General features: G+C 66.8%; 23 protein-coding genes and 1 pseudogene. 14 read left to right on the top strand and 10 right to left on the bottom strand.

Annotated features, from left to right (window positions below; translation table 11 throughout):
* Positions 1–52 precede the first annotated feature (52 nt).
* From AWB95_RS23345 to AWB95_RS18095, 5 genes and pseudogenes are all read left to right on the top strand, one after another.
* Positions 53–565 (top strand): annotated as a pseudogene (locus AWB95_RS23345) (amino acid permease); the annotation flags it as partial.
* A complete protein-coding gene (locus AWB95_RS18110) occupies positions 545–2,002 on the top strand; it encodes a xanthine dehydrogenase family protein molybdopterin-binding subunit (protein WP_269745731.1) in 1,458 nt (485 codons plus the stop codon). The pseudogene AWB95_RS23345 and the gene AWB95_RS18110, both read left to right, overlap by 21 nt.
* A 3-nt stretch (positions 2,003–2,005) precedes the next feature.
* Positions 2,006–2,614, top strand: coding sequence for an SRPBCC family protein (locus tag AWB95_RS18105; RefSeq protein ID WP_062539860.1), 609 nt, complete (start codon positions 2,006–2,008; stop codon positions 2,612–2,614).
* Positions 2,611–3,486: an FAD binding domain-containing protein gene (locus AWB95_RS18100; protein ID WP_062539859.1), complete on the top strand. Its 876-nt coding sequence runs from the start codon at positions 2,611–2,613 to the stop codon at positions 3,484–3,486. The genes AWB95_RS18105 and AWB95_RS18100 overlap by 4 nt, the downstream gene beginning before the upstream one ends.
* Positions 3,479–3,985 carry a (2Fe-2S)-binding protein gene (locus tag AWB95_RS18095; protein WP_062539858.1) on the top strand — a complete coding sequence of 169 codons (507 nt, stop codon included), beginning with the start codon at positions 3,479–3,481 and terminating at the stop codon, positions 3,983–3,985. The genes AWB95_RS18100 and AWB95_RS18095 overlap by 8 nt, the downstream gene beginning before the upstream one ends.
* On the opposite strand, the gene AWB95_RS18090 is transcribed toward AWB95_RS18095, so the two are convergent.
* Positions 3,947–4,942 (bottom strand): LLM class flavin-dependent oxidoreductase, encoded by a 996-nt coding sequence (locus tag AWB95_RS18090; protein WP_062539857.1) that lies wholly within the window; start codon positions 4,940–4,942, stop codon positions 3,947–3,949. The two genes, AWB95_RS18095 and AWB95_RS18090, sit on opposite strands and share 39 nt — an antisense overlap.
* Before the next feature lie 53 nt (positions 4,943–4,995).
* Between AWB95_RS18090 and AWB95_RS18085 the strand changes: the two genes are divergently transcribed.
* The 6 genes from AWB95_RS18085 to AWB95_RS23335 are packed head-to-tail and all read left to right on the top strand — an operon-like array spanning position 4,996 to position 8,878.
* Positions 4,996–5,709 (top strand): oxygen-binding di-iron domain-containing protein, encoded by a 714-nt coding sequence (locus tag AWB95_RS18085; protein ID WP_062539871.1) that lies wholly within the window; start codon positions 4,996–4,998, stop codon positions 5,707–5,709.
* Between the two features lie 60 nt (positions 5,710–5,769).
* Positions 5,770–6,318, top strand: coding sequence for a hypothetical protein (locus tag AWB95_RS18080; protein WP_238600889.1), 549 nt, complete (start codon positions 5,770–5,772; stop codon positions 6,316–6,318).
* 20 nt (positions 6,319–6,338) lie between these two features.
* Positions 6,339–7,268: an LLM class F420-dependent oxidoreductase gene (locus AWB95_RS18075; protein WP_062541017.1), complete on the top strand. Its 930-nt coding sequence runs from the start codon at positions 6,339–6,341 to the stop codon at positions 7,266–7,268.
* A 13-nt stretch (positions 7,269–7,281) separates the two neighbouring features.
* The gene (locus AWB95_RS18070; protein WP_062541018.1) at positions 7,282–7,773 is read left to right on the top strand and encodes a hypothetical protein; all 492 of its coding nucleotides are present in this window, start codon (positions 7,282–7,284) and stop codon (positions 7,771–7,773) included.
* A 59-nt stretch (positions 7,774–7,832) separates the two neighbouring features.
* Positions 7,833–8,459 carry an oligopeptide transporter substrate-binding protein gene (locus AWB95_RS23340; protein WP_169714706.1) on the top strand — a complete coding sequence of 209 codons (627 nt, stop codon included), beginning with the start codon at positions 7,833–7,835 and terminating at the stop codon, positions 8,457–8,459.
* 20 nt (positions 8,460–8,479) lie between these two features.
* Positions 8,480–8,878, top strand: coding sequence for a hypothetical protein (locus AWB95_RS23335; protein WP_169714705.1), 399 nt, complete (start codon positions 8,480–8,482; stop codon positions 8,876–8,878).
* On the opposite strand, the gene iniC is transcribed toward AWB95_RS23335, so the two are convergent.
* Genes iniC through AWB95_RS23975 form a run of 3 tightly spaced genes read right to left on the bottom strand, consistent with a single transcriptional unit; the run spans position 8,868 to position 13,704 of the window.
* Positions 8,868–10,361 (bottom strand): isoniazid-induced dynamin-like GTPase IniC, encoded by a 1,494-nt coding sequence (gene iniC / locus AWB95_RS18055; protein ID WP_062541020.1) that lies wholly within the window; start codon positions 10,359–10,361, stop codon positions 8,868–8,870. The two genes, AWB95_RS23335 and iniC, sit on opposite strands and share 11 nt — an antisense overlap.
* Positions 10,358–12,187 (bottom strand): dynamin family protein, encoded by a 1,830-nt coding sequence (locus AWB95_RS18050; protein WP_062541021.1) that lies wholly within the window; start codon positions 12,185–12,187, stop codon positions 10,358–10,360. Before AWB95_RS18050 ends, iniC begins: the two co-directional genes overlap by 4 nt.
* 26 nt (positions 12,188–12,213) lie before the next feature.
* Positions 12,214–13,704 carry an IniB N-terminal domain-containing protein gene (locus AWB95_RS23975; RefSeq protein WP_139818519.1) on the bottom strand — a complete coding sequence of 497 codons (1,491 nt, stop codon included), beginning with the start codon at positions 13,702–13,704 and terminating at the stop codon, positions 12,214–12,216.
* A 464-nt stretch (positions 13,705–14,168) separates the two neighbouring features.
* Here AWB95_RS23975 and AWB95_RS18035 point away from each other — a divergent pair, with 464 nt between their 5' ends.
* Together AWB95_RS18035 and AWB95_RS18030 are read left to right on the top strand one after the other, a co-directional pair.
* Positions 14,169–15,998: an Hsp70 family protein gene (locus AWB95_RS18035; protein WP_062539211.1), complete on the top strand. Its 1,830-nt coding sequence runs from the start codon at positions 14,169–14,171 to the stop codon at positions 15,996–15,998.
* A gap of 161 nt (positions 15,999–16,159) precedes the next feature.
* Positions 16,160–18,889, top strand: a complete 2,730-nt coding sequence (locus AWB95_RS18030; RefSeq protein ID WP_062539210.1) for a (Fe-S)-binding protein — start codon at positions 16,160–16,162, stop codon at positions 18,887–18,889.
* A 5-nt stretch (positions 18,890–18,894) separates the two neighbouring features.
* Here AWB95_RS18030 and AWB95_RS18025 read toward each other — a convergent pair whose 3' ends face one another.
* On the bottom strand, positions 18,895–19,956 hold the full coding sequence (locus AWB95_RS18025; RefSeq protein WP_142358459.1) for a hypothetical protein: 1,062 nt from the start codon (positions 19,954–19,956) through the stop codon (positions 18,895–18,897).
* 446 nt (positions 19,957–20,402) lie between these two features.
* Here AWB95_RS18025 and AWB95_RS18020 point away from each other — a divergent pair, with 446 nt between their 5' ends.
* Positions 20,403–21,695: a pyridoxal phosphate-dependent aminotransferase gene (locus AWB95_RS18020; RefSeq protein WP_062539208.1), complete on the top strand. Its 1,293-nt coding sequence runs from the start codon at positions 20,403–20,405 to the stop codon at positions 21,693–21,695.
* Between the two features lies 1 nt (position 21,696).
* On the opposite strand, the gene AWB95_RS18015 is transcribed toward AWB95_RS18020, so the two are convergent.
* The 5 genes from AWB95_RS18015 to AWB95_RS17995 are packed head-to-tail and all read right to left on the bottom strand — an operon-like array spanning position 21,697 to position 25,455.
* On the bottom strand, positions 21,697–22,062 hold the full coding sequence (locus AWB95_RS18015) for a DUF732 domain-containing protein (protein WP_062539207.1): 366 nt from the start codon (positions 22,060–22,062) through the stop codon (positions 21,697–21,699).
* 54 nt (positions 22,063–22,116) lie between these two features.
* Positions 22,117–22,983 (bottom strand): glucose-1-phosphate thymidylyltransferase RfbA, encoded by an 867-nt coding sequence (rfbA, locus tag AWB95_RS18010; RefSeq protein ID WP_062539206.1) that lies wholly within the window; start codon positions 22,981–22,983, stop codon positions 22,117–22,119.
* Positions 22,984–22,993: 10 nt separating this feature from the next.
* Positions 22,994–23,347, bottom strand: a complete 354-nt coding sequence (locus AWB95_RS18005) for a nuclear transport factor 2 family protein (protein WP_062539213.1) — start codon at positions 23,345–23,347, stop codon at positions 22,994–22,996.
* A 22-nt stretch (positions 23,348–23,369) separates the two neighbouring features.
* On the bottom strand, positions 23,370–24,125 hold the full coding sequence (locus AWB95_RS18000) for a maleylpyruvate isomerase family mycothiol-dependent enzyme (protein ID WP_062539205.1): 756 nt from the start codon (positions 24,123–24,125) through the stop codon (positions 23,370–23,372).
* A 4-nt stretch (positions 24,126–24,129) separates the two neighbouring features.
* Positions 24,130–25,455, bottom strand: a complete 1,326-nt coding sequence (locus tag AWB95_RS17995) for a UDP-glucose dehydrogenase family protein (RefSeq protein WP_062539204.1) — start codon at positions 25,453–25,455, stop codon at positions 24,130–24,132.
* Positions 25,456–25,613 lie beyond the last annotated feature (158 nt).

Raw genomic sequence — 25,613 nt, 5'->3', positions numbered from 1 at the left:
CCTTGTTTGCCCGCGTCGCAGCGATGCGTCCAGTCACGACGATAGGAACCCGATGCCACCGCTGCCCGACACACCCGCTCCGGCGGTACCCGAGCAAGTCCCCACCGACCTGCTCACCCGCGAGGACGCCGGTTACCACCACGATCTGCGGCCGCGCCAACTGCAGATGATCGCGATCGGCGGCGCCATCGGTACGGGGCTCTTCCTGGGTGCCGGTGGGCGACTCGAGTCAGCTGGCCCGGGCTTGTTCCTGGCCTACGGGATCTGCGGCGGTTTCGTGTTCCTGATCCTGCGCGCGCTCGGTGAATTGGTGCTGCACCGACCGTCGTCGGGCTCGTTCGTCTCCTACGCCCGCGAGTTCTTCGGCGAGAAAGCGGCATTCGTCGCCGGCTGGATGTACTTCCTGAACTGGTCGATGACGGGGATCGTCGACTCGACCGCGATTGCGAAGTACTTTCACTATTGGTCCGCGTTCCACGTGATCCCGCAGTGGACGCTCGCGCTGATCGCGCTGGTCGCGGTGGTCTCGGTGAACATGATCTCGGTGCGGCTCTTCGGCGAGCTAACCGGCTCGGCCCGAATGGCTTTCGACGACGACGGCGCCATCCTGGCGGCCGACATCGACTTCGTGCAGGACGTCGGCGCCTATCCCACGCCGTACCCGGTGCTGACCACCGCCGCTATCGGCATGTTCTTCCCCGGCCCGTATCGGGTGCCCAAGGCCAGCTTCAACTACAAGACGGTGTTCTCCAACACCGCCGGCCTGGCGGCCTACCGCGGGCCGTGGCAGTACGAAACGCTGACCCGCGAAATCCTGCTCGACATCGCCGCCCGCAAGATGGGCATGGATCCGGTGGAGCTGCGGCGGCGAAACCTGTTGCGCCGCGACGAGATGCCGTACTTCAACCCCAACGGCATGCCGTACGACCACGTCGCGCCGGCCGAGACGTTCGAACAGGCGGTGAAGATCCTCGACCACGAGGGCTTCCGCAAGGAGCAGCGCGACGCGTTGGCGCAGGGACGGTATCTGGGGCTTGGGTTTTCGGCGTACATCGAACCGACCGGCGCGGCCACCGGGCATCTGGCCACCGAGGGCGCGACGATCCGCATCGAGCCGACCGGCAAGGTCAACGTCTACGTCAACGGCGGCTCGACCGGCAACAGCATTGAGACCACCGTCGTGCAGTTGACAGCCGACGCACTGGGCGCCGACATCGACGACGTGGCCTGCATCCAGGGCGACACGGCGGTGACGCCGTACGGGGCGGGCACCCAGGGCAGCCGCAGCGGGCCGATGACCGCGGGGGCAGTCAACGAGGCGGGAACCTTGCTGCGCAACCAGCTGGTGGCGATTGCCGCGCACTACCTCGGCGTGTCGGAAACCGATGTAGTACTGGCCAATTCGCAGGCCAGCGCCGCCGAGAAAAGCGTCAGCCTCGCAGACCTGGCGTACCGGGCCTACTACGAGCCGCAACAACTGCCGCCGGGCACGTCGGCGTCCCTGGAGGCGAGCGCCCGCTTCACCTCGCAGGCGCCGATCCACTGGGCCAACGCCACCCACACCTGCACCTGCGAGGTCGACATCGAGACCGGCCACGTCACGCTGCTGCGCTACATCGTCAGCGAGGACGTCGGCCCGATGATCAATCCCAATGTGGTGGAGGGCCAGATCGCCGGCGGCACCGTGCAAGGCATCGGCGGTGCGCTGCTGGAAAATCTGGTCTACGACGACGAGGGCAACCCGCTGTCGTCGACCTTTGTCGACTACTTGCTGCCGACGGCCACCGAAGTTCCGCCAATCGAGTTCGGTCACGTCGAAATCCCCGGCCCCGGTGTCGGCGGCTACAAGGGCGTCGGCGAGGGCGGGGCCATCGGGTCGACGCCGGCGGTGATCAACGCGATCAACGACGCGCTTGCGCCGCTGGGTGTCACGCTCACCCGCCTGCCGGCCAGCCCCGCGTCGATCGTGTCGCTGATCGAGCAAGCCAGGAAAGGATCCTGAAACGTGGAGCTCAACAACGAATTTCGGGTCCCGGTGCCCGCGGCCAAGGCCTGGGAGGTGCTCACCGACGTCGAGCGGGTAGCGCCTTGCCTGCCCGGCGCCACCCTGCTGAGCGTCGACGGCGACGAGTTCACCGGCGCCGTCAAAGTCAAGGTGGGACCGATTACCGTGTCCTACAAGGGGAAAGCCACCTTCCTGGAAAAGGATGCGGCCGCGCAGCGGGTGGTGCTCAAGGCCGACGGCAAGGAGACGCGCGGTAGCGGCAACGCCGCCGCGGTGGTGACCGCTGCGCTCAAAGACCTCGGCAATGCCACCGACGTGGTGATCACCACCGACCTCACTATCTCGGGCAAAGCCGCACAGTTCGGCCGCGGTGTGCTGGCCGACGTGGCCACCAACCTGATCGCCAAATTCGCCAAGCGCCTTGAGGCCGATGTGTTGGGCTCTGCTGAAACCCAGCCCGCCGCAGGCGATTTGGCTCAGCCAGCGGACAGCGACTCCGTCGACCTGCTCAAAGTGGTGGCGCTGCCGCTGGCCAAGCGGGCCGCGCCGGTGCTGATCGGGTTGGCGCTGGGCTGCGCGATCGGATTCGTGCTGGGCCGCCGCAGATGAAAGCCGCCTCGTTCGCCTACCACCGCCCCGACACCGTCGACGAGGCGGTGCAGCTGCTCGGCGAATACGGCGACGACGCCAAGATCCTCGCCGGTGGGCAAAGCCTGGTCCCGATGCTGGCCATGCGACTCACCTACTTCGAGAACCTGATCGACATCTCCCGGCTCGAGGAGTTGCGCAACATCGACCTGATCGACGGCGAGGTGGAGATCGGTGCGACGACCCCGCACTCATTCGTCGGCATGGACGACGAAGTGGCCGACTCGGTTCCGCTGTTGACGCTCGCCACCCCCTACATCGGGCACTTCCAGATCCGCACCCGAGGTACGCTCGGCGGCTCGATCGCCCACGCCGATCCCGCGGCCGAGTACGCCGCGGTCGCGCTGGCACTTGACGCGCAGATGGAGGCGGTCTCGTCGCGCGGCCACCGTCGGATTCCGGCCGCGGAATTCTTTACCGGGCTGTGGGAGACGTCGCTGGCGTCCGACGAAATCTTGACGACGGTGCGGTTCCCGGTCTGGACCGGCCGCTGTGGCTACGCGGTCCACGAATTCGCGCGCCGGCACGGTGATTTCGCGATCGCGGGTGCGGTGGCGGCAGTCCAAGTCGACGACGACGACCGGGTGTCGCGCTGCGCGATCGGGCTGTTGGGCCTGGGCTCCACCCCTCGCCGCGCATCGACGGCCGAGCAGGCCGTCGTGGGCAACTCGGTGGGCGAGCTGACAGCCGAGGAGATCGGCGGGCTCGCGGTGGACGGGCTCGACGACATTCCCGCCGACCTGCAGGGGTCGGCCGAATACCGCCGCAAGGTCGGCGCCACGATGGTGGCGCGGGCGTGGACGCAGGCCAGCACGGAGGCGCTCGATGCATGAACAGTCGGTCCGGCTGTCCGTCAACGGCTACGACGTCGCGGCCCACGTCGAACCACGCATGACGCTGGCAGACTTCCTTCGCGAAAAGTGCGGTCTCACCGGCACACATCTGGGCTGCGAACACGGCGCCTGCGGTGCGTGCACCGTGTTGCTCGACGGCTACGCGGTGCGGTCCTGCCTGATCTTCGCCGTCCAGGTGGATGGCACGGAGGTGACGACGGTCGAGGGAGTGGCCTCCCCCGACGGCGAGCTGTCGCCGGTGCAGAAGGCCATGCGCGAATGCCACGGTCTGCAATGTGGTTTCTGCACACCGGGTTTCGTCATGTCAATCACTGCGCTGCTGCGCGACAACCCCCATCCCACCGACGCCGAGATCCGCGAGGGCCTGTCCGGCAACTTCTGCCGCTGCACCGGGTATCAGGGCATCGTCCACGCCGTGCATCGTGCGGCCGAGGCGGGATTAGCTCGCCAGACCGACGGCGGACGCGAAAGCCCTTAGCTCGCGTGGGATGTCGGATCCGGCCGGCTGGTAGGCAATCTCGGTGACGCCGAGTGACGCGAGGTGATCGATCTTCTGCGCGATCTGCGCGGCAGTGCCGGTCAACGCCGTCGAGCTGGCGAACGGGATCAGGTCGGCGACGTGCGGCTCGTCGCGCGGGTTCGCCTTCATCAGATGTCCCTCGTGGATCGCGAGATGCCGCTCGTTCTCGGGGTAGGCTTCGATCGCTTCACGCCACGCACGCCCACCGGGTAGTGCGTCGACGGCGTCGGCGCCGCCGCGTTCGTACATGGCGTGGTACATCACCACCGCCCCGGGCCCCGCGGCGTCGGCGACCCGCGCAGAAGTCAGCTCCTCGCCGTCGTCGAGCACAGTGCCGAACGCCAGCAGCGCCCGCCACGGCGAGACCTTGGCCGCGTCGGGTTGGGGCAGCGCGGCGGAGAACACGCCGTCGCCGAGTTCGGCCGCCACGGCCAAACCCTTGGGGCCGTCGGCGCCGATCAGGATCGGCACGTCGATCGGCCGCTCGGCGCCGAAGCCGGGCAGCTGCAGCATGCGTATCGTCGCCCCGTCCCATTCGGTGGTTTGGCCCGCGAGAAGCGCCCGCAGGCAACGGACGTACTCGGCAACCTGCCGCCACGGCATCGGCTTCTTGCCGAGCGCGAAGCGACCGGTAAAGCCGGAGCCGATCGCCACGGTCACCCGCTCGGGCGCTTGCGCGACCAGCTCGGCGATGGCGGCGGCATTCACCATCGGATGGCGCAGGCTGGGCACCAGCACTCCCGGCCCAAGGCCGATGCGCGACGTGCGCTCCGCGCACCGGCTGAGCACCATCCACACATCCGGGAGGATGGCCGGCGAGTCGTAGAGCCACGCACGCTGGTAGCCAAGAGTTTCGGCCAACTCCACATGCGCAGGAGTCTCGGACGATGTTGCGAACGCGCATGAAATGTCCATTGTTTTGGACACTACTGCACGACGGCGCGCACGATGAACGCATGAATACTGGGCTGCACACCGACGTCGACGAAATCGCCGACGGCATCTTCCGGCTTTCCACGTGGGTACCGGGTATCACCGAACACGGCTTTACGTTCAACCAGTTCCTGCTGACCGGCGAGCAGCCGTTCCTGTTCCACTGCGGCATGCGCCAGCTCTTCTCGCTGGTGTCGGAGGCGATTGCGAAGGTGATCCCATTGGAGCGGCTGCGGTGGATCTCGTTCGCCCACCTCGAGGCCGACGAATGCGGGGCGATGAACATGCTGCTGGCCGCCGCCCCACACGCCGAAGTCATCCACGGTCCGCTGGCGATCATGTTGTCGCTGACCGACATGTGCGACCGGCCTCCGGTGGTGGCCCCGGACAGCGACGCGCACGATATCGGCGGGCACCGGCTGCGGTTCATCGCGACGCCGCACGTTCCGCACAACTGGGAAAGCGGGCTGTGGTTCGACGAGACGACGTCGACGCTGCTGGCCGGTGATCTGCTCACCCACACCGGCAAGACCACGGCTTTGACCGAATCCGATTGCGTCGCACCGGCTTTAGAGGCCGAGGCGTTGTTCCATGCCACCGGCCTGACCACGAACCTGGCGCCCACGCTGGAGCAGTTGGCTCGATTGCAGCCGACCACGCTCGCACTGATGCACGGCGCGTCGTTCACCGGCGACGGTGCGGGACAGCTGCGCGGCCTGTCCGAGGGCTACGCCGCAATGGCTCGCTAACCGCGCGCCCGGGCGCGTCACTACAGTCACATGCGTCACTTCGTCAGTAGGCTGGCGCACGTGCGGCTATCGCAGATGGCACTGACAGGTCTACTGGCGGGCGCGACGCTGGTGGCCGGGTGCGGTTCCACCGTCGACGGCACGCCGGCGGCCGCGCCGGGCGCCGGCGCAACCGAACCCTCCTACCCCAAGGCTCGACCGCCGCTGCCGGCGCCGACGGCAAAGCCGTCCCAGCCGGCGTCGCCGAGCCCGACGGCACCGGCCGGCGCCATTCCGCTGCCACCCGACCCGGACGGATACGTCTTCATCGAGACGAAGTCGGGGCAGACGCGCTGCCAGATCGCCAAAGACAACGTGGGCTGCGAAGCGCCGTTCACCAACTCGCCGATGCAGGATGGCGAGCACGCCAATGGCGTCAGCATTACCGCCAGCGGGGACGTGCATTGGGTGCTGGGCAATCTCGGTGACATCCCCGCGGTCACGATCGACTACCGCACCTACGACGCGCAGGGCTGGACGATCGCGGCCAGCCAGAGCGGCACCCGCTTCACGAATGACCACACGGGCCACGGCATGTTCGTGAGCATCGAGAAAGTCGACACGTTCTAAAGCCGCATAGTCTGTCGGTCGTGGACTTTCGCGTATTTGTCGAACCCCAGCAAGGTGCAAGCTACGAGACCCAGCTCGCTGTCGCGCAGGCCGCCGAATCACTGGGCTACTCCGCGTTTTTCCGGTCCGACCATTACGTGGCGATGAGCGGCGACGGGCTGCCCGGCCCGACAGATTCGTGGGTGACGCTCGGCGGGATCGCCCGGGAGACGTCGGCGATCCGGCTCGGAACGCTGGTCACGTCGGCGACCTTTCGTCACCCCGGGCCGCTGGCGATCTCGGTCGCCCAAGTCGACGACATGAGCGGCGGACGAGTCGAACTGGGACTCGGCACCGGCTGGTTCGAGCGGGAGCACCAGGCCTACGGGATCCCGTTTCCGCCGCCACGCGAGCGATTCGCCCGGCTGACCGAACAACTCGAACTCATCACCGGCCTGTGGACGGCGCCAAGCGGGGAGACATTCGACTACGCGGGCACCCACTACGCGCTCAACGACTCGCCGGCTTTGCCGAAACCGGTGCAGCAGCCTCATCCGCCGATCATCATCGGCGGTCTGGGGGCCAAGCGGACACCGCTTCTGGCCGCGACCTTCGCCGACGAATTCAACGTTCCGTTCGCGTCGCTGGACACCGTTCAAAGCCAGTTCGGACGAGTCGCCGACGCGGTCGACGCCAACGGCCGGTCGGCGGATTCGATGACCTACTCGGCGGCGTTCGTGCTGTGCGCCGGCCGCGACGACGCCGAACTCACCCGGCGGGCAGCCGCGATCGGCCGGGAGCTCGACGAGATGCGGACCAACTCGCCGCTGGTGGGCACACCCGGCGAGATCGTCGACCGCCTCGGTCCATTCGCCGAGATCGGCGTTCAGCGGGTGTACATGCAACTGCTCGACATGTCGGATCTGCTGCACCTGCAGCTGTTCGCCGACGAGGTCATGCGCCAGCTCTGAGTAGGATCGACCCGTGGCCCGCTACGGTCCCCAGGACGATCCGAGCAAACAGCCGACGCAAATGGCCGAGGTGCAACAACCAACCGGCCCTATCGAACCCGGCGACGCGTCCGAACCGGAACCGCCGCCGCCGTGGTACCGCAAGCGTTCGCTGCTGGCCGCGTGGGCCACGCTGGTCGCGATCCTGATCGTGCTGATCATCTACGGCCTGATCCAGCTGTCCACCGGCGGCGGGGGCGGTCCCGCCACCACCACCTCGACGACTCCGTCCTCGACGACCACCACGACGTCGACAACCTCCAGCACGACCACGACGACGCCGTCGCCGAGCAGCACCGAGGAGGCACCGCCACCGGCGACCAACGCTCCCGTCGCGCCGCAGCCCGGCCGGCCGCCACCGGCGCACCACGAGCCACCTCACATACCCAAGCTGCCGCCGTTGCCGCCGCTGCCGTCGACGATCACGCTGCCGCACACGGTGATCACGCTGCCGCCGCACATCTGACACGCGCCGCCCGCGTGGCACCAGCGTTTTTGCGGTCCCGATGGCTACTATCGGCGACCGTGGCAGGCTACGAACCTCCAGGCAACGGCGGCGACGAGCCGACCCAATACGGCCCCAGCTACGGCCAGGGCGGCTACGAACAGGGTGGCGAGCCGACCCAATACGCGCCGAACTACCGCGAGAGCGGCGAGCCGACCCAGTACGCGCCCGAGTACGGCGGATACGAGCCAGCACCGGCATACGACGAGGGCGAAACGGAACCGCCGGCCAAAGCCACGCCGTGGCATCGCAAGCCTGCGGCGCTGATCGCCTGGGGTGTCGCGGTCGCGATCCTGATCGCCCTGATCGTTTGGGGCATCCTCCAGCTGACGAGCGGACACGGCAAGACCCCGGCCACCACGACGTCGTCGACGACCACGACGACCATCACGCCGGCCCCCACAACGACGTCCGCCGCGCCGGTCGTTCCGCCCGCCACCACCGCGCCCACCACCACGGTGCCGACGACGACGACCACCACCACCACGACTACAACGACAACGACCACCACGACAACGACAACAACCGACACCACGACCACCACCGCGCCAACGACGACGGCCACCACCACCTCGGCGCCACCGGGAGCTTTCACCCCGCCGTCGGTGATCACGCTGCCGCCGATCACGCTGCCGCCGGGGCTGTAGAACCGATACGATCGCTTGCCGTGAGGGGGAGCGAACCACCTGACAACGGCGGCCGGGGCGACCCGTTCATGCGGGCCGACGATCCGTCACCGTGGTACCTCAAGCCGTGGGCGCTGGCGGGATGGGGTCTGCTGGTCGTCTTCTTGATCGCGGTAATCATCTGGGGACTCGTCGTGCTTGCGACTGGCGGCGGAGGCGAAGCACCCTCCCCCACCACGACGACGACCACAACGACAACAACCACGACGACGACGACAACCACCACCACCACCACCACGACCACCACGACCGCCGAACCGACAACCACAGCCCCGCAATGGACCACGCAGGCGCCGGCGCCGCCGCCTGTGACCAGCTCGCCGAAGCATCATTGGCGGGACCAACTGCCCAACATCCACGTCCCGGGTATCAACCCCTAAGAGTCTGTGCGCCTTGATATTCGGCGACGACCGCCTCGGCGCTGCGCACCGCCGCGCGACACGCCCTGGTGGTGAACGGGTCGTTGAGCGGGTGGTCGGCGCGACGGCGCCAGCGTTGGGCAGCGGCGAACGCTGCGCGCGGAGCGTCGTAGCTTGCCTCGGCGGACAGGCCGAGCCGGCTGGCGGTGTCGGTGCCCGACCCGCCGATGATGCGACGCAGCGAGGCCATCTCGTCGTCGTTCAAAGTTGTTTGCCGCGAAGACAATTGACTTAGCAGTCGAAGCTCCTCGAACGCGTGGGTGTCGGCCAGCAGTGGGTCGATGTCGGCGATGACGTAGGGCGTGGCTGCAATCGGGTGGGCCTCGACGAATCGTCGCAACGAGACCAACGCGGTGTGCGCCTTGAGCATGTCGGCTCGCTGCGCGAATTGCTGGTCGATCACTTCACGCAGGGCCACCAGCCCACTGCGCTTCAGCAGCTCGTCGGCCAGACCGGCCGCATCGCCGACACCGGCCCGCAACACGGCGAGCGAGATCCGGATCCCGAACATGCCGAACCGCTCCAACAGTTGCCTGCGGGTACCGGCATCCACCGGCAACGCGCTGTCGGGGCGGGCGAAGCGGTCCACGCTCAGCATGGCTTTGTTGAGCTCGGTGGCATCGACTGCGGCAAGCTTTTGCAGCGCGACGAATTCCGACTGTCGCAGGGTGCGCGCGGTCAGTGCTAACAGCCCCGACACCGGCACCACCGCCTGACAAATCCCGGTCTGATTCATCTCGGCGGTGAACCGGGTGGCGACGTCCTTGGCCGACAGCATCGCGTCGATCCGCCCGGCGCCGATCTCGTCGGCGCGCGACGCCACCCCGATGATGCCCAGCGCTCCCGCCGAGGTGCCGACCAGATCGCCGATCTGCTTGAGCAACCCGATGTCGGCGGCGTTGAGAGTGCGCAACAGGAACACCACCGCGTCGACCCGCGGTACTCCGTCTTCGGGTACCAGCAGCCGCAGGGTGCGCTCGGAGACGTCGCGGGCCAACGACGACGTGCCCGGCGTGTCGATGATCGTAACGTCGATCAGCTCCTGGGCGGGCCACTGCACATCCAGGTCGACCACATCTGCAGGGGCTACGCGGTTCAGGTCGAAGGTGAGCCCCCCGTCGTGGGTGATCGGCACGTTGCAGCGGCGCCCGCCGCGGTGGTTGGCGGTGACTTTCGGGGTGGGGCCGTGCCGAAACCACGTCACGATCCGGGTGGCCTCGGTGGCGTCGGTGGGGGCAACGTCTTGTCCGACAAGCGCATTGACGAGTGTGGACTTGCCCGCTTTGAGCGTGCCGGCCAGCGCGATGCGTATCGGTTCACCCAGCCGCGCGCCGATGCATTCGAGCGCGTAGAACACGTCGGGACGCTCACGGTAGGCCGGGTCGCCCTGGTAGGCGCGGATGGTGCCGCCCAGGATTGCGCGGACCTGCTCGCTGGTACTCACACCGCGGCCGTCGGGGTGGTGAGCTTGTCCAGGTTGACGGCGACCTGGTTGAGGATGTCGAGTTGGCGCTCCAGTTCGCGAATCCGGTTGTAGCGCTCGGCTTCCTGCATTCTCGCTGCGGCAATGCTGGCTTGCAGCGACTCGTTCAGCGATCGGGTGGCCTGATTGGCGATGCCGCGGTAGTGGTCGCGCACCTGACGCTGGATCACCTTGAGCCGGTCGCGGGACTCCTTGCCCACCACAAACGACACGTCGTCGACAAAGCGGCGCACGTTCGTCTTGGCTTCGTTGCGGGCGCGCAGCAGCCGGTTTTCTTTGTCCTCCTTGTAGGCGTGCCGGCCCAGAAGCAGACCGGCGCCCACCGACAACGGGTTGAACATGCCCAGCCCGGCCACCGCCGAGGACAGCATGCCGAACATCACCATGCCACCGTACGAGCCGCGCATGCCGGTAATCACCTTGTGGCCCTTGCCAGCCGGCTTGGTCTCGAGGCGGGCCAGCGATTTGAGCTGCCCGAAATCCGCACGTATCGCTCGGGCGCTGAGCTCCGGCAGGGCGACCGCGCCCAGCCCCGCCTCCATGAAGCTGCGGGCCACATCGTCGGCAAGTGCCCGGGCACGTTGATAGGCCCACACGAAGTTGTCCCCGACGGCGGTGGCGATCGCGTTCTCCACCTCGGCGCCGATTTCGGCCCAATGTCGGGTCGGATCGCAGGAGTCGATCGTGCGCTCGGTGCGTTCGGTGATCGCGCGGAACCGCGCCCGCAGGTCGTGGTCGACGTCGGCGGTGAGGTCGGTGGTGCCGTCGTTGAGCACCTGTTGCCAGAGCGCGCTTTGCTGCAAGGCGTCCTCGGCCTCGCGCTTGCGTTGCTCGAGGTCCTCGGTGAGCCGTCGCTGCGGGTCGTCGAACGCCGCCAATTCCGTGGTCACCGCCAGGGTCAAATGCTCTGCGGCCGCACGGATCTCGTTCAATACGTCGTCGCGCACCCGGTCGTTCTCCCGGGACAGCACCGTGTCGCTGAGGAATTGCACGATTGCGGGGAAGTTGGACTCGTCGTTGAGTTCCTTGTCGTTGAGTTGGATGGCGTGGCTGCGCAGCAGGGACGAGACCGGGACGACGGGCATCGGCACCCGGGCGCGTTGCAGGTGGCCCATGTTGGTGTTGACGATCTCGCGCCAGTGCGGATACAGGTCGATCTTGGTGGCGAGAACCAACCCCACCGGGCAGATCTGGTGGGCCTGCTGCACGAACCGCATTTCCGGCTCGGTCAGCTCCTGGCTGGTGTCGCTGACCATCAGCATCGCATCCGCCGCGGGTAACAGCCCCAGCGTCGCCGACAGGTGCGGCTGGCCGTGTCCGCCCACGCCCGGGGTGTCGATGAACGTCAGGCCGCCCTGCAGCATCGGGCTGGGCGCGCTGACCTCGACCCGTAGGACTTCCCGGCCGGCGGCCTGGGGCGCCCGTCGCAAATCGGTCTGGATGTCGGCGACGGGGATGCTGACGGATTCCTCTTCTCCGTTGGGTTTTCGCACTACGATCCGCGCCGACGGCTGCGCGCCATAGCCGACGACGGTTGTCAGCACCGTCGCCTCGTCGTCACCCACCCGGGCGACCGGCATGTTCAACAGCGAGTTGAGCAGCTGGCTCTTGCCCTGCTTGAGCTGCCCGGCGATCACCACCCGGATCTGCGGATCGGTGATGCGCTCGCGTGCCTGCGCCAACCGCTGCACCAGGTCTTCGCGCTGGTTGAGGCCGGCGATTTTGCTGGTGTGATCGATCAGTTCGACGATCACCGTCACCCGACGCGGGTCAGCAGGCTGGGTCACCGGGTTGCCCTACCTCTTGCTCGCGATCAGAAGCCGGTGTGCGGGTCGACGGGGTGGTGCACCGACGCGTCGGTGTCCACCGCAGTGCTGTGCGACAGCGACGCGTCGTGGCTGGCGTCGAACACCGAATGGCTTGATGCGTCGACGCCCGACTGACCGGATGCGTCGAACACCGAGTGATCCGCAGCGCCGACGGTGGAGTGTGTTTCGACCGTCGACCCCTGGCTGCCGCTGATTGAGCTCGAAACCCCTTGGTGTGCAGTGCTTTCCGAATTCTGGATGACCGAGCCGCTCGAGGCGGATGCGGCGTGACCGGCTATGACCGAGCCGCTGTCGTGGATGACGCTGCCCTGACTCGTGACATTGGTTGCGCCGGTCAGCGAGCTGCTTTCGTGGCTAAGGATGTCGCCATGGTCGCCGGCGCTGGTCTGGCCACTGGCGCCGGCCTGGCCGCCGAAGCCACCGGCAGCGTCGCCGCTGGCCTGGCCGTGCACACCTGCTCCGCCCCCAGCGCTGGCGCCGAAGCCGCCCGTCGTGCCGGCCTGCCCGGTCGCGGCTAGCCCGCCGGCGACATGAGCTCCCCCGCCGAGGGCGGCGCTTTCGTCGGCGAGGAAGCCACCCCCGCCGCCGACACCGGCGGCGAGCGCCGCGCTGCCAGTCGCACTGGCTTGGGCGCTCAGCGCGCCAACACCACCTAACGCGCCACCGGCACCCAGACCGGCGCCGCCGACGCCAAAGGATCCGCCTCCTAGGGCGCCGGCCTGACCGCCCGCACCGACGCCACCAATCGACCCACCTGATTGCAGACCGCCGCTGCTAGTGAAACCGGCACCGCCACCGACACCTGCACCGGAGCTGCCAGCGAATTGGCCCCCGGCGCCGGCTTGACCCCCAACTCCGGTTTGGCCACCGGCACCTGCTTGGCCCGCGACACGCCCACTGCCGTCGGCGTTGCCACCGAGCTGTGTGCCACCGCCGGCCTGACCGCCAGCGCCGCCCTGCCAACCCAGACCACCACCAGCCTCGCCGCCAGCGCCAACGCTTACCCCGCCGAAACCGCCGCCGGCCTCACCCCCAAAGCCGCCGCCCACTTGACCACCAAAACCACCGCCAGCCTCGCCGCCGAAGCCACCACCGACACCGAAACCGGCCTCAACGCCGAACCCGATGGATTCGCTCAGCCCGGCACCGCCGCCCATCCAGGCGCCGGCCTCCCCGCCGCCACCGATCCCGACGCTGCTGCCGCCGTCAACGAAACCGCCGTCGTTGGCCGAGAACGAAGCAGCCGGCGACGCAAACCCAAACTGGTTGGACACCGCCTGCTGCAGACCCGCCATCGGATCGCCACTGTCGATCGTCAGGCCGGGCATTGCCGTGGCCGCCACCGACGACACCTGTTCGGCAGACACCCCTGCCAATCCCGCGTCACTCATCGCCTGCTCGGGGGAGGCAACAAATGCCCGGGCCGCATCCTCGTTCCGGAAGAGATCGAGGATGTAGTCGATCAAAGAGGTCATCTTGAAGCGCCTTTCGATGGGTCTCGGTGAAGTCCTCGGCGATCTTAGAGCCCCGATATGCGCGCTCCGGCAGCTCGCGTCGACCCGGCGAGTCGACCGACACCACTTCTTTTGGACCGACCAATGCGCTGCATTAGCAGAAGCTAGGTACCGATGCTCCACCGACAACGCCGCGCCCAACCCGCTGCGAACCGTCGCCACAGGTTGCCGGCCTGTCGACCACCCCTAACGGCAACGCCGACGTCGTCAACCGCGGCCCGGACCGCGGCCCCCAGACCCACAGGAAACGCGAAGCGAACTCCCATGACGGGCGGCCAACTGACGCGGCCGCAGGATTAGGGAACGCCTCATCTGGGGAAACGGTTACGGGGAATCGTCGATGAGGCCCGGCCCCGTCCGTCCTTACCTTGGGGTACCGGCGCCGACGATCGCCACACAACCGACTACGCAGGGGTTTGCAAGATATGACCGACGCGCTCGGGTTGTCCGTCGGGGTCGCCAACCTGGTCGCGGCACGAGTGGGCAGCGCGCCGGTGACGCGCCGTTCCGTGCTCACCTTGTTCGGCCACCGGCCACACGAAGTAGGGACGCCGGAGGACAACCCGAACCTCACCGAACCCGGCTTGGTGCTGCGCGGGTTCGTCGAGCAGGTCGGCACGCCCACTCCGCTGATCGCGCCCGACGGATCCACCCACAGCGGTGATGCGCTGGCGGTCGAGGCGCTCGACGCGATGGCGCGCGCCGTCGGCTACGGGGCACCGGTGGCGATCGCCGTCCCAGCGCACTGGAATCCCACCGTCGTCGCTGCGCTGCGAGAAGCGGTGGGCACCAAGCAATCTCTTACTCCCGGCGGTATACCACCGACTCTGATCTCCGACGCCACGGCGGCGCTTGCCGCGCTGTACGCCAAACCCGGTTTCCCTACCGATGGGATCGTGGCGCTTTGTGACTTCGGCGCCAGCGGCACCAGCGTCACACTCACCGACGCGGCGGCCGATTTTCAGCACATCGGCCAAACGCTGCGCTACCCCGACTTTTCCGGCGACCAGATCGACCAGGCCATCCTCGGCCACATCCAGGCCAGCCTCGCCGCTCAGGCCGACGCGGCCGGGACTGCGCCGGTGAGCGCGGTGTCTCGGCGGATCGACGAATGCCGGCGCGCCAAGGAGCAACTATCTGCCGCTACGGTCGCGGTCATCCCGGCCGAGATGCCTGGCGCCGACGACATCCGCTTCTTCCGGACGGAATTGGAACGCCTTATCGCCGAACCCCTGAGTCGCGTAGTCAGCAATGTCGAAGACGTCTTGCGGCGCAATCGAATTCCGCCGGCAAGGCTGGCCGCGATCGCCACGGTCGGCGGGGGTGCGTGCATCCCTTTGGTTACCCGACAACTCGAGCAGCGCTTGCAGGCACCGGTGGTCACCACGCCGCATCCGGCGCTGAGCGCCGCCTTCGGCGCGGCGGTGCTTGCGGAGCAGAAATCGTCTACCGGCGCGCAGGCTACCGCGCTTGCCCCGGGCGCTGCCGCCGCGGCCCCGACCCAATTCGACTCTCCTGTTCCGACCGATGTAGCGCCCGCGGCGTGGGCAGCCGGGGCGGCCGCTGCGGCTGCGGGCGAATCAGTGGATGACGGCGCCCCGTCGGCGACCTACCGCGCGCTGGCCTGGTCGCAGGAGGCGTCCAGCGGCGACGAGCCATTGCCCTACACCGGCGAGGAGGACAGCGGCGAATACGGCCGCGGCATGACGGCCGCGCCCCCGTCGGTGGCAGCCGAACCTGCCTCTGCGAGCTATGCCACGACGCCCAAACGGTCGCGGTGGTACAAGCGCGTGGGGGTGTTGTACAGCGTGGGCGCAACGGCGGCCCTGGTCGCCCTGCTCGCGGCAGGCCTGGTGGTGTTCAAGTTGAGCTCCACCAGCCACGGTCCCACCCAACGCCCCAGCACCGTACCCACGCTGAGCAAGCTGCCCAGCGTTGGATCGCTGCCTCCCGCGCCGCCACCGACGACCGACACGGAAATCCCGTCGAACCCCGGCCCCGCCGAGTCCGCGATTCCGCCGTCACCGCCGACGACTACCGAACCACCGACAACCACCAGGACCACGGTGCCCACCACCACAACCACGGTGCCCACCACGACGACCACAGTGCCGACCACCACGACCACCAGCAGGCCCACGACTACCACCCAGCCGACAACCACCTTCAGCTATCCGCCGCTGACGCCGTACCCGCCGACCACCACAGCCCAGGTACCGCCGTTGATACCGGTCAGGCCGACGTACGGTCGATAACCTCCGATTCGCAAGTTAGGGGAGCCTTCGTCGCGGTTAATACCACGAAGATGTCACTATGAGCAGGCCAAGCAGGCCTGAGCAGGCACGGCCGGATGGTTACCAGCCAGTAACATCGAATAAGTTACCGCTCAGTAACGCCAGAATTGGAGAGACGCTCCGTGGAGACGCAGACGCTGATCAGACTGGTAGTCGGCCTCGGCATGACGGCGATAGTGCTGCTGTTTGCCGCCAGACGGGTTGGCTGGCTGGCCAAACTCATCATGTCGGGCCAACCGGCCAGCGGGCGCACCGACGAGGTCGGCGCCCGCATCGAGGTCGAGGTGGCCGAGGTGCCCGGCCAGCGCCGCCTATTGAAGTGGACCATTCCCGGCCTGGCGCACTTCTTCACCATGTGGGCGTTCTTCGTGCTGCTCACCGTCTACATCGAGGCCTACGGCCTGCTGTTCAGCCCCCATTTCCACATCCCGTTGATCGGTACCTGGGACGCGCTGGGCTTCTTGCAGGACTTCTTCGTCGTCGCGGTGACGCTCGGTATCGCCACGTTCGCGATCATCCGCATCAAGCGCAATCCCAAGGAGCTCGGCCGCACGTCGCGTTTCTACGGCTCGCACACCGGCGGTGCGTGGCTGATTCTGTTCATGATCTTCAACGTCGTGTGGACCTACTGCTTGTTGCGTGGTGCGGCGTCGTATCTGGGCAACCTTCCCTACGGCAATGGGGCCTTCCTGTCCCACCTGTTCGGCAAGATTTTGAGCCCGCTCGGCCACACCGGCAACGAGATCCTGGAGACAGTGGCGCTGCTGCTGCACATCGGGGTCATGCTGGCGTTCCTGATCATCGTGCTGCATTCCAAGCACCTGCACATCTTTGTGGCGCCCATCAACGTCGCCTTCAAGCGACTGCCCGACGGGCTGGGCCCGCTGCTGCCAATCGAGGCGGACGGCAAGCCGATCGACTTCGAAAACCCGCCTGACGACGCCGAATTCGGGCGGGGCAAGATCGAGGACTTTTCCTGGAAGGCGATGCTCGACTTCGCCACCTGCACGGAGTGTGGGCGCTGCCAGTCGCAGTGCCCGGCGTGGAACACCGGAAAACCGTTGTCGCCCAAGCTCGTCATCATGGATCTGCGCGACCACTGGATGGCCAAGGCGCCCTACATCCTTGGTGAAAAGGAAGCCGGCGCGGAGGGCGGCTACATCGAATCCGGTCGCGGTGAGGGCCACCACGTTCCGGAATCCGGATTCGGCCGCGTGCCGGGCTCGGGTCCCGAGCAGGCCAGTCGTCCGCTGGTGGGCACCGCCGAGCAAGGCGGGGTGATCGACCCGGACGTGCTGTGGTCCTGCGTGACGTGCGGTGCCTGCGTCGAGCAGTGCCCGGTCGACATCGAGCACGTCGACCACATCGTGGACATGCGCCGCTACCAGGTGATGATGGAGTCGGAGTTCCCCTCCGAGCTGTCGGTGCTGTTCAAAAACCTTGAGACCAAGGGCAATCCGTGGGGCCAGAACGCCGGTGACCGCACCAACTGGATCAGCGAAGTCGACTTCGACGTCCCGGTCTACGGCGCGGACGTCGAGAGCTTCGACGGTTACGAGTACCTGTTCTGGGTGGGTTGTGCCGGCGCCTACGACGACAAGGCGAAGCGCACCACCAAGGCCGTCGCCGAACTGCTGGCCATCGCCGGAGTGAAGTACCTGGTGCTGGGAACCGGCGAAACCTGCAACGGTGACTCCGCGCGCCGCTCCGGTAACGAGTTCCTGTTCCAGCAGCTGGCCCAGCAGGCCGTCGAGACCCTGGACGGGGTCTTCGAAGGCGTGGAGACCGTCGACCGCAAGATCGTGGTCACCTGCCCGCACTGCTTCAATACCCTTGGCCGCGAATACAAGCAGCTCGGCGCCAACTACACCGTGCTGCACCACACTCAGCTGCTCAACCGGCTGGTGCGGGACAAGAAGCTGGTGCCGGTCAAGCCGGTCGACGGCAACGGCAGCGGTCCTTCGATCACCTACCACGACCCGTGTTATCTGGGCCGGCACAACAAGGTCTACGAGGCGCCGCGCGAGCTGATCGGGGCGTCGGGTGCGACGCTGACCGAGATGCCGCGGCACGCCGATCGCAGTTTTTGCTGCGGCGCCGGCGGTGCCCGCATGTGGATGGAAGAGCACATCGGCAAGCGGATCAACCACGAGCGGGTCGACGAGGCGCTGGCGACCGGCGCCACCACGGTCGCCACCGCGTGCCCGTTCTGCCGGGTGATGGTCAGCGACGGTGTCAACGACCGCGCCGAAGCCGCCGGGCGAGAAGACGTCGACGTGCGCGACGTGGCCAACCTGCTGCTGGAGTCCATCGACCGCAGCAACATCACGCTGCCGGCCAAGGGAACCGCCGCCGAAGAGGCCGCCAAGGTCGCACCCAAACCCGCTCCGAAGGCCGAAGCGGCGACCGCGGCGACGGCGGCACCGGCCGAAAAGCCAGCTGAGGCTGCCGAACCCACGCCGGAAAAAGCCACCAAGGCCGGCCCGCTCCCTGCTAAAGGCCTGGGCATCGCCGGCGCCGCCAAGCGACCCGGCGCCAAGAAGGCCGCTGCCCCAGCACAACCGGAGGCCGCGAAGGAGCCGGCCGCCGAAGAAGCGAAAGCGACAGAGGCCACAGCGCCTGCCGCACCAGTCAAGGGGCTGGGCATCGCCGCGGGCGCCAAACGGCCCGGTGCCAAGAAGGCCGCCGCCCCCACTCAACCGGCTGCCGAGCCGAAGAAGGAGCCGGAAGCCAAGCCGGAACCGGAACCCCAGACCGCCCCCGCGGCCAAGGAAGGTGACGGCGAAGCCACTACGCCGCCAGTCAAAGGGCTGGGCATCGCACGCGGCGCCCGTCCGCCGGGCAAGCGGTAGCGTCGCTATCCGGCGCCACCGCGAAGGTCGGCGTCCGACGGCGCATACTCCGCCCAATCCCGGAAAAGGGTTGCCGGAGTGGCGTTTCCAACCTGGGTCAGCGTGGCGATGTGCGTGAACGGATCATCGACGGCTTCGCGGGTTCCAAAGAACGGCAGGAACGTCGGCACTTCTACGACGCGGCTCGGGTTGTCGACTACGGTGAGAATCCTCATCACCGGATGATCCGAAACCAGGTCCTGGACGGCTCCTGTCGAGGCGAACTGACTCTCCGTGCACAAGACGCGCGCTCCGGCGTTCCCCCACTCATGAAGCTTTCCCGCCTCAGACAAGAACGTCCCTGGATCCTGCGAGAAGGACACTTGAGGCGGGTAGCACGAGCGGGTTTCCTGCATCATTCGATGAGTCACGAGTGTCGCTTCCACCGACAGCCGTACCAGCCGAACGGTTCGGGAGTCGACGTCGATCACTCGTTTGTATTCGCCGGTTTCGCCTGGATTGAGAAAACTGTCCTCGTACGAAGCGGCGATGATTGTGGCGTACAGCAGCGTCGAATCGGCTGGCAGAGTCGCCTTTTCGCGGTAGTCATCTCTCATTGAGCTTCCACTCGGATCCAGGGCAGCATGCAGTGCCTCGGTAGTGGCCGGCTCTGTCGGCGTCCCAACGGGGTAGGACGTGACCCGCATCAGCCCCGCAGGCATGTCGACCTGGACAGAACCGCGGTTGTGCAGCGTCACTTTCGCCAACAGGTGGATGATCGGACCCGTCGAGCCCATCGGCGACAATTCGGTACTGACATCGACGAGCGGGCTCGAGGCCTCAGGCAGGTACTGGGTCTGCATCCAGAACTGCACCAGACCGATCAACGGGAACAGCGCGACAACGACGGCAGCACCCTTGGTAACGGCGGTGCGCGCATAGCGGCCGAGGTAGAGCACCCAAATCAGCGCTATGCAGCCTAGCGTCAACGCAACGCCAGTTATCCCGAGCAGTTGACTGACGGGACTGCGTTGGTCGACCAGCCACACGTAGGCCGCCAGACCCGCGATGAAGATCTGGCTGACCATCGCGGTCACCAGTGCATTGGGTGAGCCCCTGACGATCTGACCGAACGCCAGCGCGCAGGTAACACCGATACCCAACAGCAGGGCTGAGCCGATTAAATCCCACGCCGTAGTGGTCAGCGTCGCATTCCAGACCGCCAGTGCCAGAACGATCGCGGCGTCGACGCCGATCCAGCAGACGAGCAGAATCCCGAGCGGTCTGCGCAAGCTGCGAACAGTGACCGCGGGTTCCGATGCTTGTCCTTCGACAGCCTCGTGGTCATCTGTCGCGCGGTGGCCATCTCCACTGAGGTGCGTCTCGAGTTTGAGCTTCATCGCTGTGCCTCACTTGTTGGGTGATGGCGGCACTCTACGGCAGCGCAGCAACCCACCGCGTGAGTAATCGGCTACCTGTTTTCCTGGCCTTATCCAGCCAATTTCCCGCAGTCGTAGACTTCAGCAAATTTCCATTGGACGGCCATGGCACCATGGTGGACGTGACTACGCATCAGTTGCCCTGGCACGCCACCGGGCACCAGCCGCGCCAGCGCACGTTTGCGCAGTCGTCGAAGCTGCAAGACGTCCTCTACGAGATCCGCGGCCCTGTGCACGATCACGCTGCGCGGTTGGAGGCCGAGGGGCATCGCATCCTCAAGCTCAACATCGGCAACCCGGCGCCGTTCGGATTCGAGGCACCGGACGTGATCATGCGCGACATGATCCAGGCGTTGCCATACGCGCAGGGCTATTCGGACTCCAAGGGCATCCTGCCGGCGCGGCGCGCGGTGGTCACCCGCTACGAGCTCGTCGACGGCTTCCCGCGATTCGACGTCGACGACGTCTATTTGGGTAACGGCGTCTCGGAGCTGATCACACTGACCCTGCAGGCACTGCTGGACAACGGCGACCAGGTATTGATCCCGGCGCCCGATTATCCGCTGTGGACGGCGTCAACCTCGCTGGCGGGCGGCACTCCGGTGCATTACCTGTGCGACGAGACGCAGGACTGGCAACCTGATATCGCCGACCTGGAATCCAAGATCACCGAACGCACCAAAGCGCTGGTGGTGATCAACCCGAACAATCCGACCGGGGCCGTCTACAGCCGCGAAGTCCTCACGCAAATGGCCGATTTGGCGCGCAAGCATCAGCTGCTGCTGCTGGCCGACGAGATCTACGACAAAATCCTCTACGACGACGCCAAGCACATCAGCATGGCCTCGGTGGCGCCAGACGTGTTGTGCCTGACGTTCAACGGATTGTCGAAGGCCTATCGGGTGGCCGGCTACCGGGCCGGCTGGTTGGCGATCACGGGTCCCAAAGACCATGCCAGCAGCTTCATCGAAGGCATCCACTTGCTGGCGAATATGCGCCTGTGCCCGAATGTTCCGGCGCAGCACGCAATCCAGGTGGCGCTGGGCGGCTATCAGAGCATCGAGGATTTGGTGTTGCCGGGCGGTCGGCTGCGCGAACAGCGGGATGTCGCCTGGTCCAAACTCAACGAGATCCCCGGGGTGTCGTGCGTCAAGCCGGCGGGGGCGCTCTACGCCTTCCCGCGACTGGATCCCGAGGTGTACGACATCGAGGACGACGAGCAACTTGTGCTGGATCTGCTCCTGCAGGAGAAGATCTTGGTCACCCAGGGCACCGGATTCAATTGGCCTGCACCGGATCACCTGCGGATCGTGACGCTGCCGTGGGCGCGTGACCTATCGCGTGCGATCGAGCGGCTGGGAAATTTCCTGGTCAGCTACCGGCAGTAACTCAGATTTCGGGGCAGAACACTTCCCTGGCGATGTCCGCGAAATCGGCTGCAGTATCAGGTGTCAAGTCCGGCGATCCTTCGACGATGTCCGCAACCACCTGCTCTTCACTTTCGCCGCGCTCCAGGCGGGAGCAAACGCGGTGCGCATCATTGACCGCAACATCGGTCGATCGGGACAGCTCAATGCCTTCGCTGGACAGCAGCCACAGGAAGCGGCCGTCCTTGTCCATCGTCCCGGGCGAAGTAGCAGCCGGCGCGTCCTGCGATGACGACGTCGATCCTTTCGGCGCGGGATGGTCACGCTTCCAGTAGGAAACCGACACTGCGGCAACGATAATGAGACCAATCACCAACGCGACGAGCACAGCTCCGCCGCGGACAGGCTGCGGGTCAGGCGTTGTTGTCATCGTGTACGCGCGTCAGCGCTGTTCGAGCAGCTGCAGCAGATAGTCGCCGTAGCCGGATTTGACCAGGCTCTCCGCGCGGCGCACCAGCTGCTCGTCGTCGATGAAGCCCATCCGCCACGCCACTTCTTCCGGGACGCCAATCTTCAAGCCCTGCCGGCGTTCCAGGGTGCGGACGTAGTCACTGGCATCCAGCAGGGAATCGAAGGTCCCGGTGTCCAGCCAGGCCGTGCCGCGCGCGAGCACCTCGACCGTGAGCCGGCCCTGATTGAGGTAGGTCTGGTTGACCTCGGTGATCTCATATTCGCCGCGCGCCGACGGCTTTAAGCCCCGCGCGATCTCGATCACGTCGTTGTCGTAGAAATACAGCCCCGGCACCGCGTAGTGCGACTTGGGTGTCGCCGGCTTTTCCTCGAGCGAGAGCGCAATGCCGTCGTCGCCGAATTCGACCACTCCGTAAGCCGATGGATTTGCCACCCAGTAGGCGAAAACCGCGCCGCCGCTGACGGTTTGGAAGCGCCCCAGATTGGTGCCCAGTCCTGGGCCGTAAAAGATGTTGTCTCCCAAGGCCAATGCCACCGAGTCGGTGCCGATGTGGTCGGCGCCGATGACGAATGCCTGGGCCAGGCCGTCGGGCCGGTCCTGCACCGCGTAGCTGATGTTGATACCGAATGCGGCGCCGTCGTCGAGCAGCCGGTGGAAGCCGGGCGCATCGTGAGCGGTGGTAATCACCTGGATGTCGCGGATACCAGCGGTCATCAGCGTCGACAGCGGGTAATAGATCATCGGTTTGTCGTAAACCGGCAACAGCTGCTTGCTGACGCCCATGGTGATCGGATATAGCCGTGTGCCCGAGCCGCCGGCAAGGATGATTCCGCGCATCAGCTACTCCTCAGTCGACCAGGTCGGCCTCGGTGAGCTCGGTTGCCGCCAGCGCCGACTCCAGGTCTTCATGCCGGAACACCGAGGTGACGTGATCGTGGACGACCCGAAACGCTGCCGCCCCAGTGCCATTGGCGCCCTTCAGTTCGACGACGACCACACCATCGTGAACGTACATCCTGCCGACCTCCGCGGTCTGCGGGCGCGCGGCTGCCCACTCACGCAGCGCCTGATGGCCCTGCCCGGCGCCATGTTTGTCGCCGACTTCGATGTCCTCGCTGGACAGCGCGACCAAGGTGTCCAGGTCGGACGCGTTGAGGGCGTCGTGCCATGCCAGTACGGTGGCCATCTCCGATGTCGTCATGATCAGCAAGGTACCGCGCCGCTCAGAACGGCGTGTGGTCGAGCCACTTCTGCCACACCGCGGCATCGCCGAACACCGCGATATCGGTGTCGGCGACCGCAACTCGACGAGTGACGGCCAACAGCAGGTCGGTGGCGGGCCCGCGCAGCGCTACCGTGCCCTTGCCGTGGTCGTGTGACCAGCTGATCGCGCCGGCGTCGACGCGGACGGTCCACTCGCCGGCCTCGCCGAGCCCGTCGTCGGTGGCGTGCAGATGCATGCTCTGACCGTCTTCGATCGGCAACGACGCGCCGTCACTGCCGGCTTGGAGCGTCGCCCGCTCCAGCCATTCGGTGATGGCGTCGGCGGCCAGCTCAGGCTGGAGAGCGTAGTCGAGGCCGAGCGCCAGTGCGGCGTCGGCCCGGTGGACGGCGACCTCGTGCACCCGGCGGCGAATCCACCACTTCGCCGGGCGCGGCCCCAGGAAGGTCCACACCGGGGTTTCCGCACCGGCTTGCTCGACGGCATCGATGAGCAGCTGCGCGCCGCCGTGCAGCCAGGAGATGGCGTCGTCGGGATCCGGCGGCGGCTTACCACCCTCGACACTGCGCGGGTCGAGATAGTGGTCGGCCCGGTCGCGGACGATCTGCGCCGCCCAGCGGTCCCCGCGGCCGACGTGGCGGAACAACTGCTGGAGGGTCCAGTCCGGGCAGGTCGGCACCGGTGTTGACGGGTCGGCGTTGCGGATCACGTCACCGAAGGCCTGATTTTGCTCGAGCAATGCTGCCGCGTACTCCACGCGGTCAGGCTACGCGCCGCCCCAGGCAATACACCCGCCAACCCGCTTGCTGCCAGCGGGCGACGTCCAGACAGTTGCGACCGTCGACAATCACCTTGGCGCGCACCTGATCAGCAAGCTCGTCGGGGTCGAGGTCGACGAATTCGCGCCATTCGGTGAGTACCAGCACGGCGTCGGCGCGCTCGCACGCCTCGGCCACCGACACCGCGTAGTTGAGGGTGGGAAACACGCGGTGCGCGTTGTCCAGGGCCTTGGGGTCGTAGACGTTGACCGCGGCGCCGTTGAGCTGTAGCTGCCCGGCGACGTTGAGCGCAGGCGAGTCACGCACGTCGTCGGACTCGGGTTTGAACGCGGCGCCGAGCACCGCGATGTTGGCGCCCAGCAGCGAGCCGCCGCACGCGGTGGTGGCCAACTCGACCATCCGAGTGCGTCGGCGCATGTTGATGTTGTCGACCTCGCGTAAGAACGTCAGCGCCTGGTTGGCGCCCAGCTCGCCGGCGCGCGCCATGAAAGCCCGAATGTCCTTGGGCAGGCAGCCGCCACCGAAACCCAAGCCGGCGTTGAGGCATCGACGCCCGATACGCGGGTCGTGCCCGAGCGCGTCGGCCAGCATCGTCACGTCTGCGCCAGCGGCCTCGCACACCTCGGCGACCGCGTTGATGAACGAGATCTTGGTCGCCAGAAAAGCGTTGGCGGACACCTTGACCAATTCGGCGGTTTGCAGGTCGGTCACCAGGAACGGCACGCCGGCCTCCAGTAGCGGCGCGTACAGTTCGCGCACCGCGGCTTCGGCACGCATCGAATCTTCTTGCACGCCAAGGACAATGCGATCAGGTCGCAAAGCGTCGTGCACTGCGAACCCCTCACGCAGGAACTCGGGGTTCCACGCCACTTCGACGTCGACGCCGGCCGGGGCGATGGCGCGGGCACGCCGGGCCAGTTCGGCCGCGGTCCCCACCGGCACAGTAGATTTGCCGACGATGACCGCTGCCCGGGTCAGTCGTGGCACCAACTCGTCGATGACGGCGTGGACATGACGCAGGTCGGCGCCGTATTCGCCCTTCTTTTGCGGGGTTCCGACGCCGAGGAAGTGCACGTCGGCAAATTCGGCGGCCATCTCGTAGTCGGTGGTGAACCGCAGCCGGCCCGCGGCGATGTTGTCGCTCAACATCTTTCGCAGTCCGGGTTCGTAAAACGGGATGTCACCGCCGGCCAGCTTGGCGATTTTGCCGGGATCGATGTCGACGCCGACGACGTCGTGCCCTAATTCGGCCATCCCGGCGGCGTGGGTAGCACCCAGATAGCCCGTGCCGAAGACGGTGCATCGCATAACACCGTGTGTAGGCGGCCGCGACGAGCTAACCGTGTCTGGTTACCAAGCGAGAGGCGAACGCCAGATGACAGTTTGCTGCGTTCGGCCTTCGCCGCGTCGATTGTGCGGTTTCATACGCCCGCGTCGGCGTGTCGTGTATGAAACCGCACAACCGC

Origin of the sequence: Mycobacterium celatum (genome assembly GCF_002101595.1) — a bacterium.
GTDB lineage: Bacteria > Actinomycetota > Actinomycetes > Mycobacteriales > Mycobacteriaceae > Mycobacterium > Mycobacterium celatum.
Note: the sequence above shows the minus strand (reverse complement) of the source record. Positions and strands in the feature narration are given on the sequence as shown.

What these genes read in the sequence shown, in the direction of transcription:
- AWB95_RS17995 (WP_062539204.1), bottom strand. Translation starts at nt 25,455, where the DNA reads ATGCGATGCACCGTCTTCGGCACGGGCTATCTGGGTGCTACCCACGCC.
- AWB95_RS23975 (WP_139818519.1), bottom strand. Translation starts at nt 13,704, where the DNA reads ATGACCTCTTTGATCGACTACATCCTCGATCTCTTCCGGAACGAGGAT.
- AWB95_RS18095 (WP_062539858.1), top strand. Translation starts at nt 3,479, where the DNA reads ATGCATGAACAGTCGGTCCGGCTGTCCGTCAACGGCTACGACGTCGCG.
- AWB95_RS18025 (WP_142358459.1), bottom strand. Translation starts at nt 19,956, where the DNA reads ATGGTCAGCCAGATCTTCATCGCGGGTCTGGCGGCCTACGTGTGGCTG.
- AWB95_RS18005 (WP_062539213.1), bottom strand. Translation starts at nt 23,347, where the DNA reads ATGACGACATCGGAGATGGCCACCGTACTGGCATGGCACGACGCCCTC.
- AWB95_RS18100 (WP_062539859.1), top strand. Translation starts at nt 2,611, where the DNA reads ATGAAAGCCGCCTCGTTCGCCTACCACCGCCCCGACACCGTCGACGAG.
- AWB95_RS18090 (WP_062539857.1), bottom strand. Translation starts at nt 4,942, where the DNA reads ATGGACATTTCATGCGCGTTCGCAACATCGTCCGAGACTCCTGCGCAT.
- rfbA (WP_062539206.1), bottom strand. Translation starts at nt 22,983, where the DNA reads ATGCGCGGAATCATCCTTGCCGGCGGCTCGGGCACACGGCTATATCCG.
- AWB95_RS18035 (WP_062539211.1), top strand. Translation starts at nt 14,169, where the DNA reads ATGACCGACGCGCTCGGGTTGTCCGTCGGGGTCGCCAACCTGGTCGCG.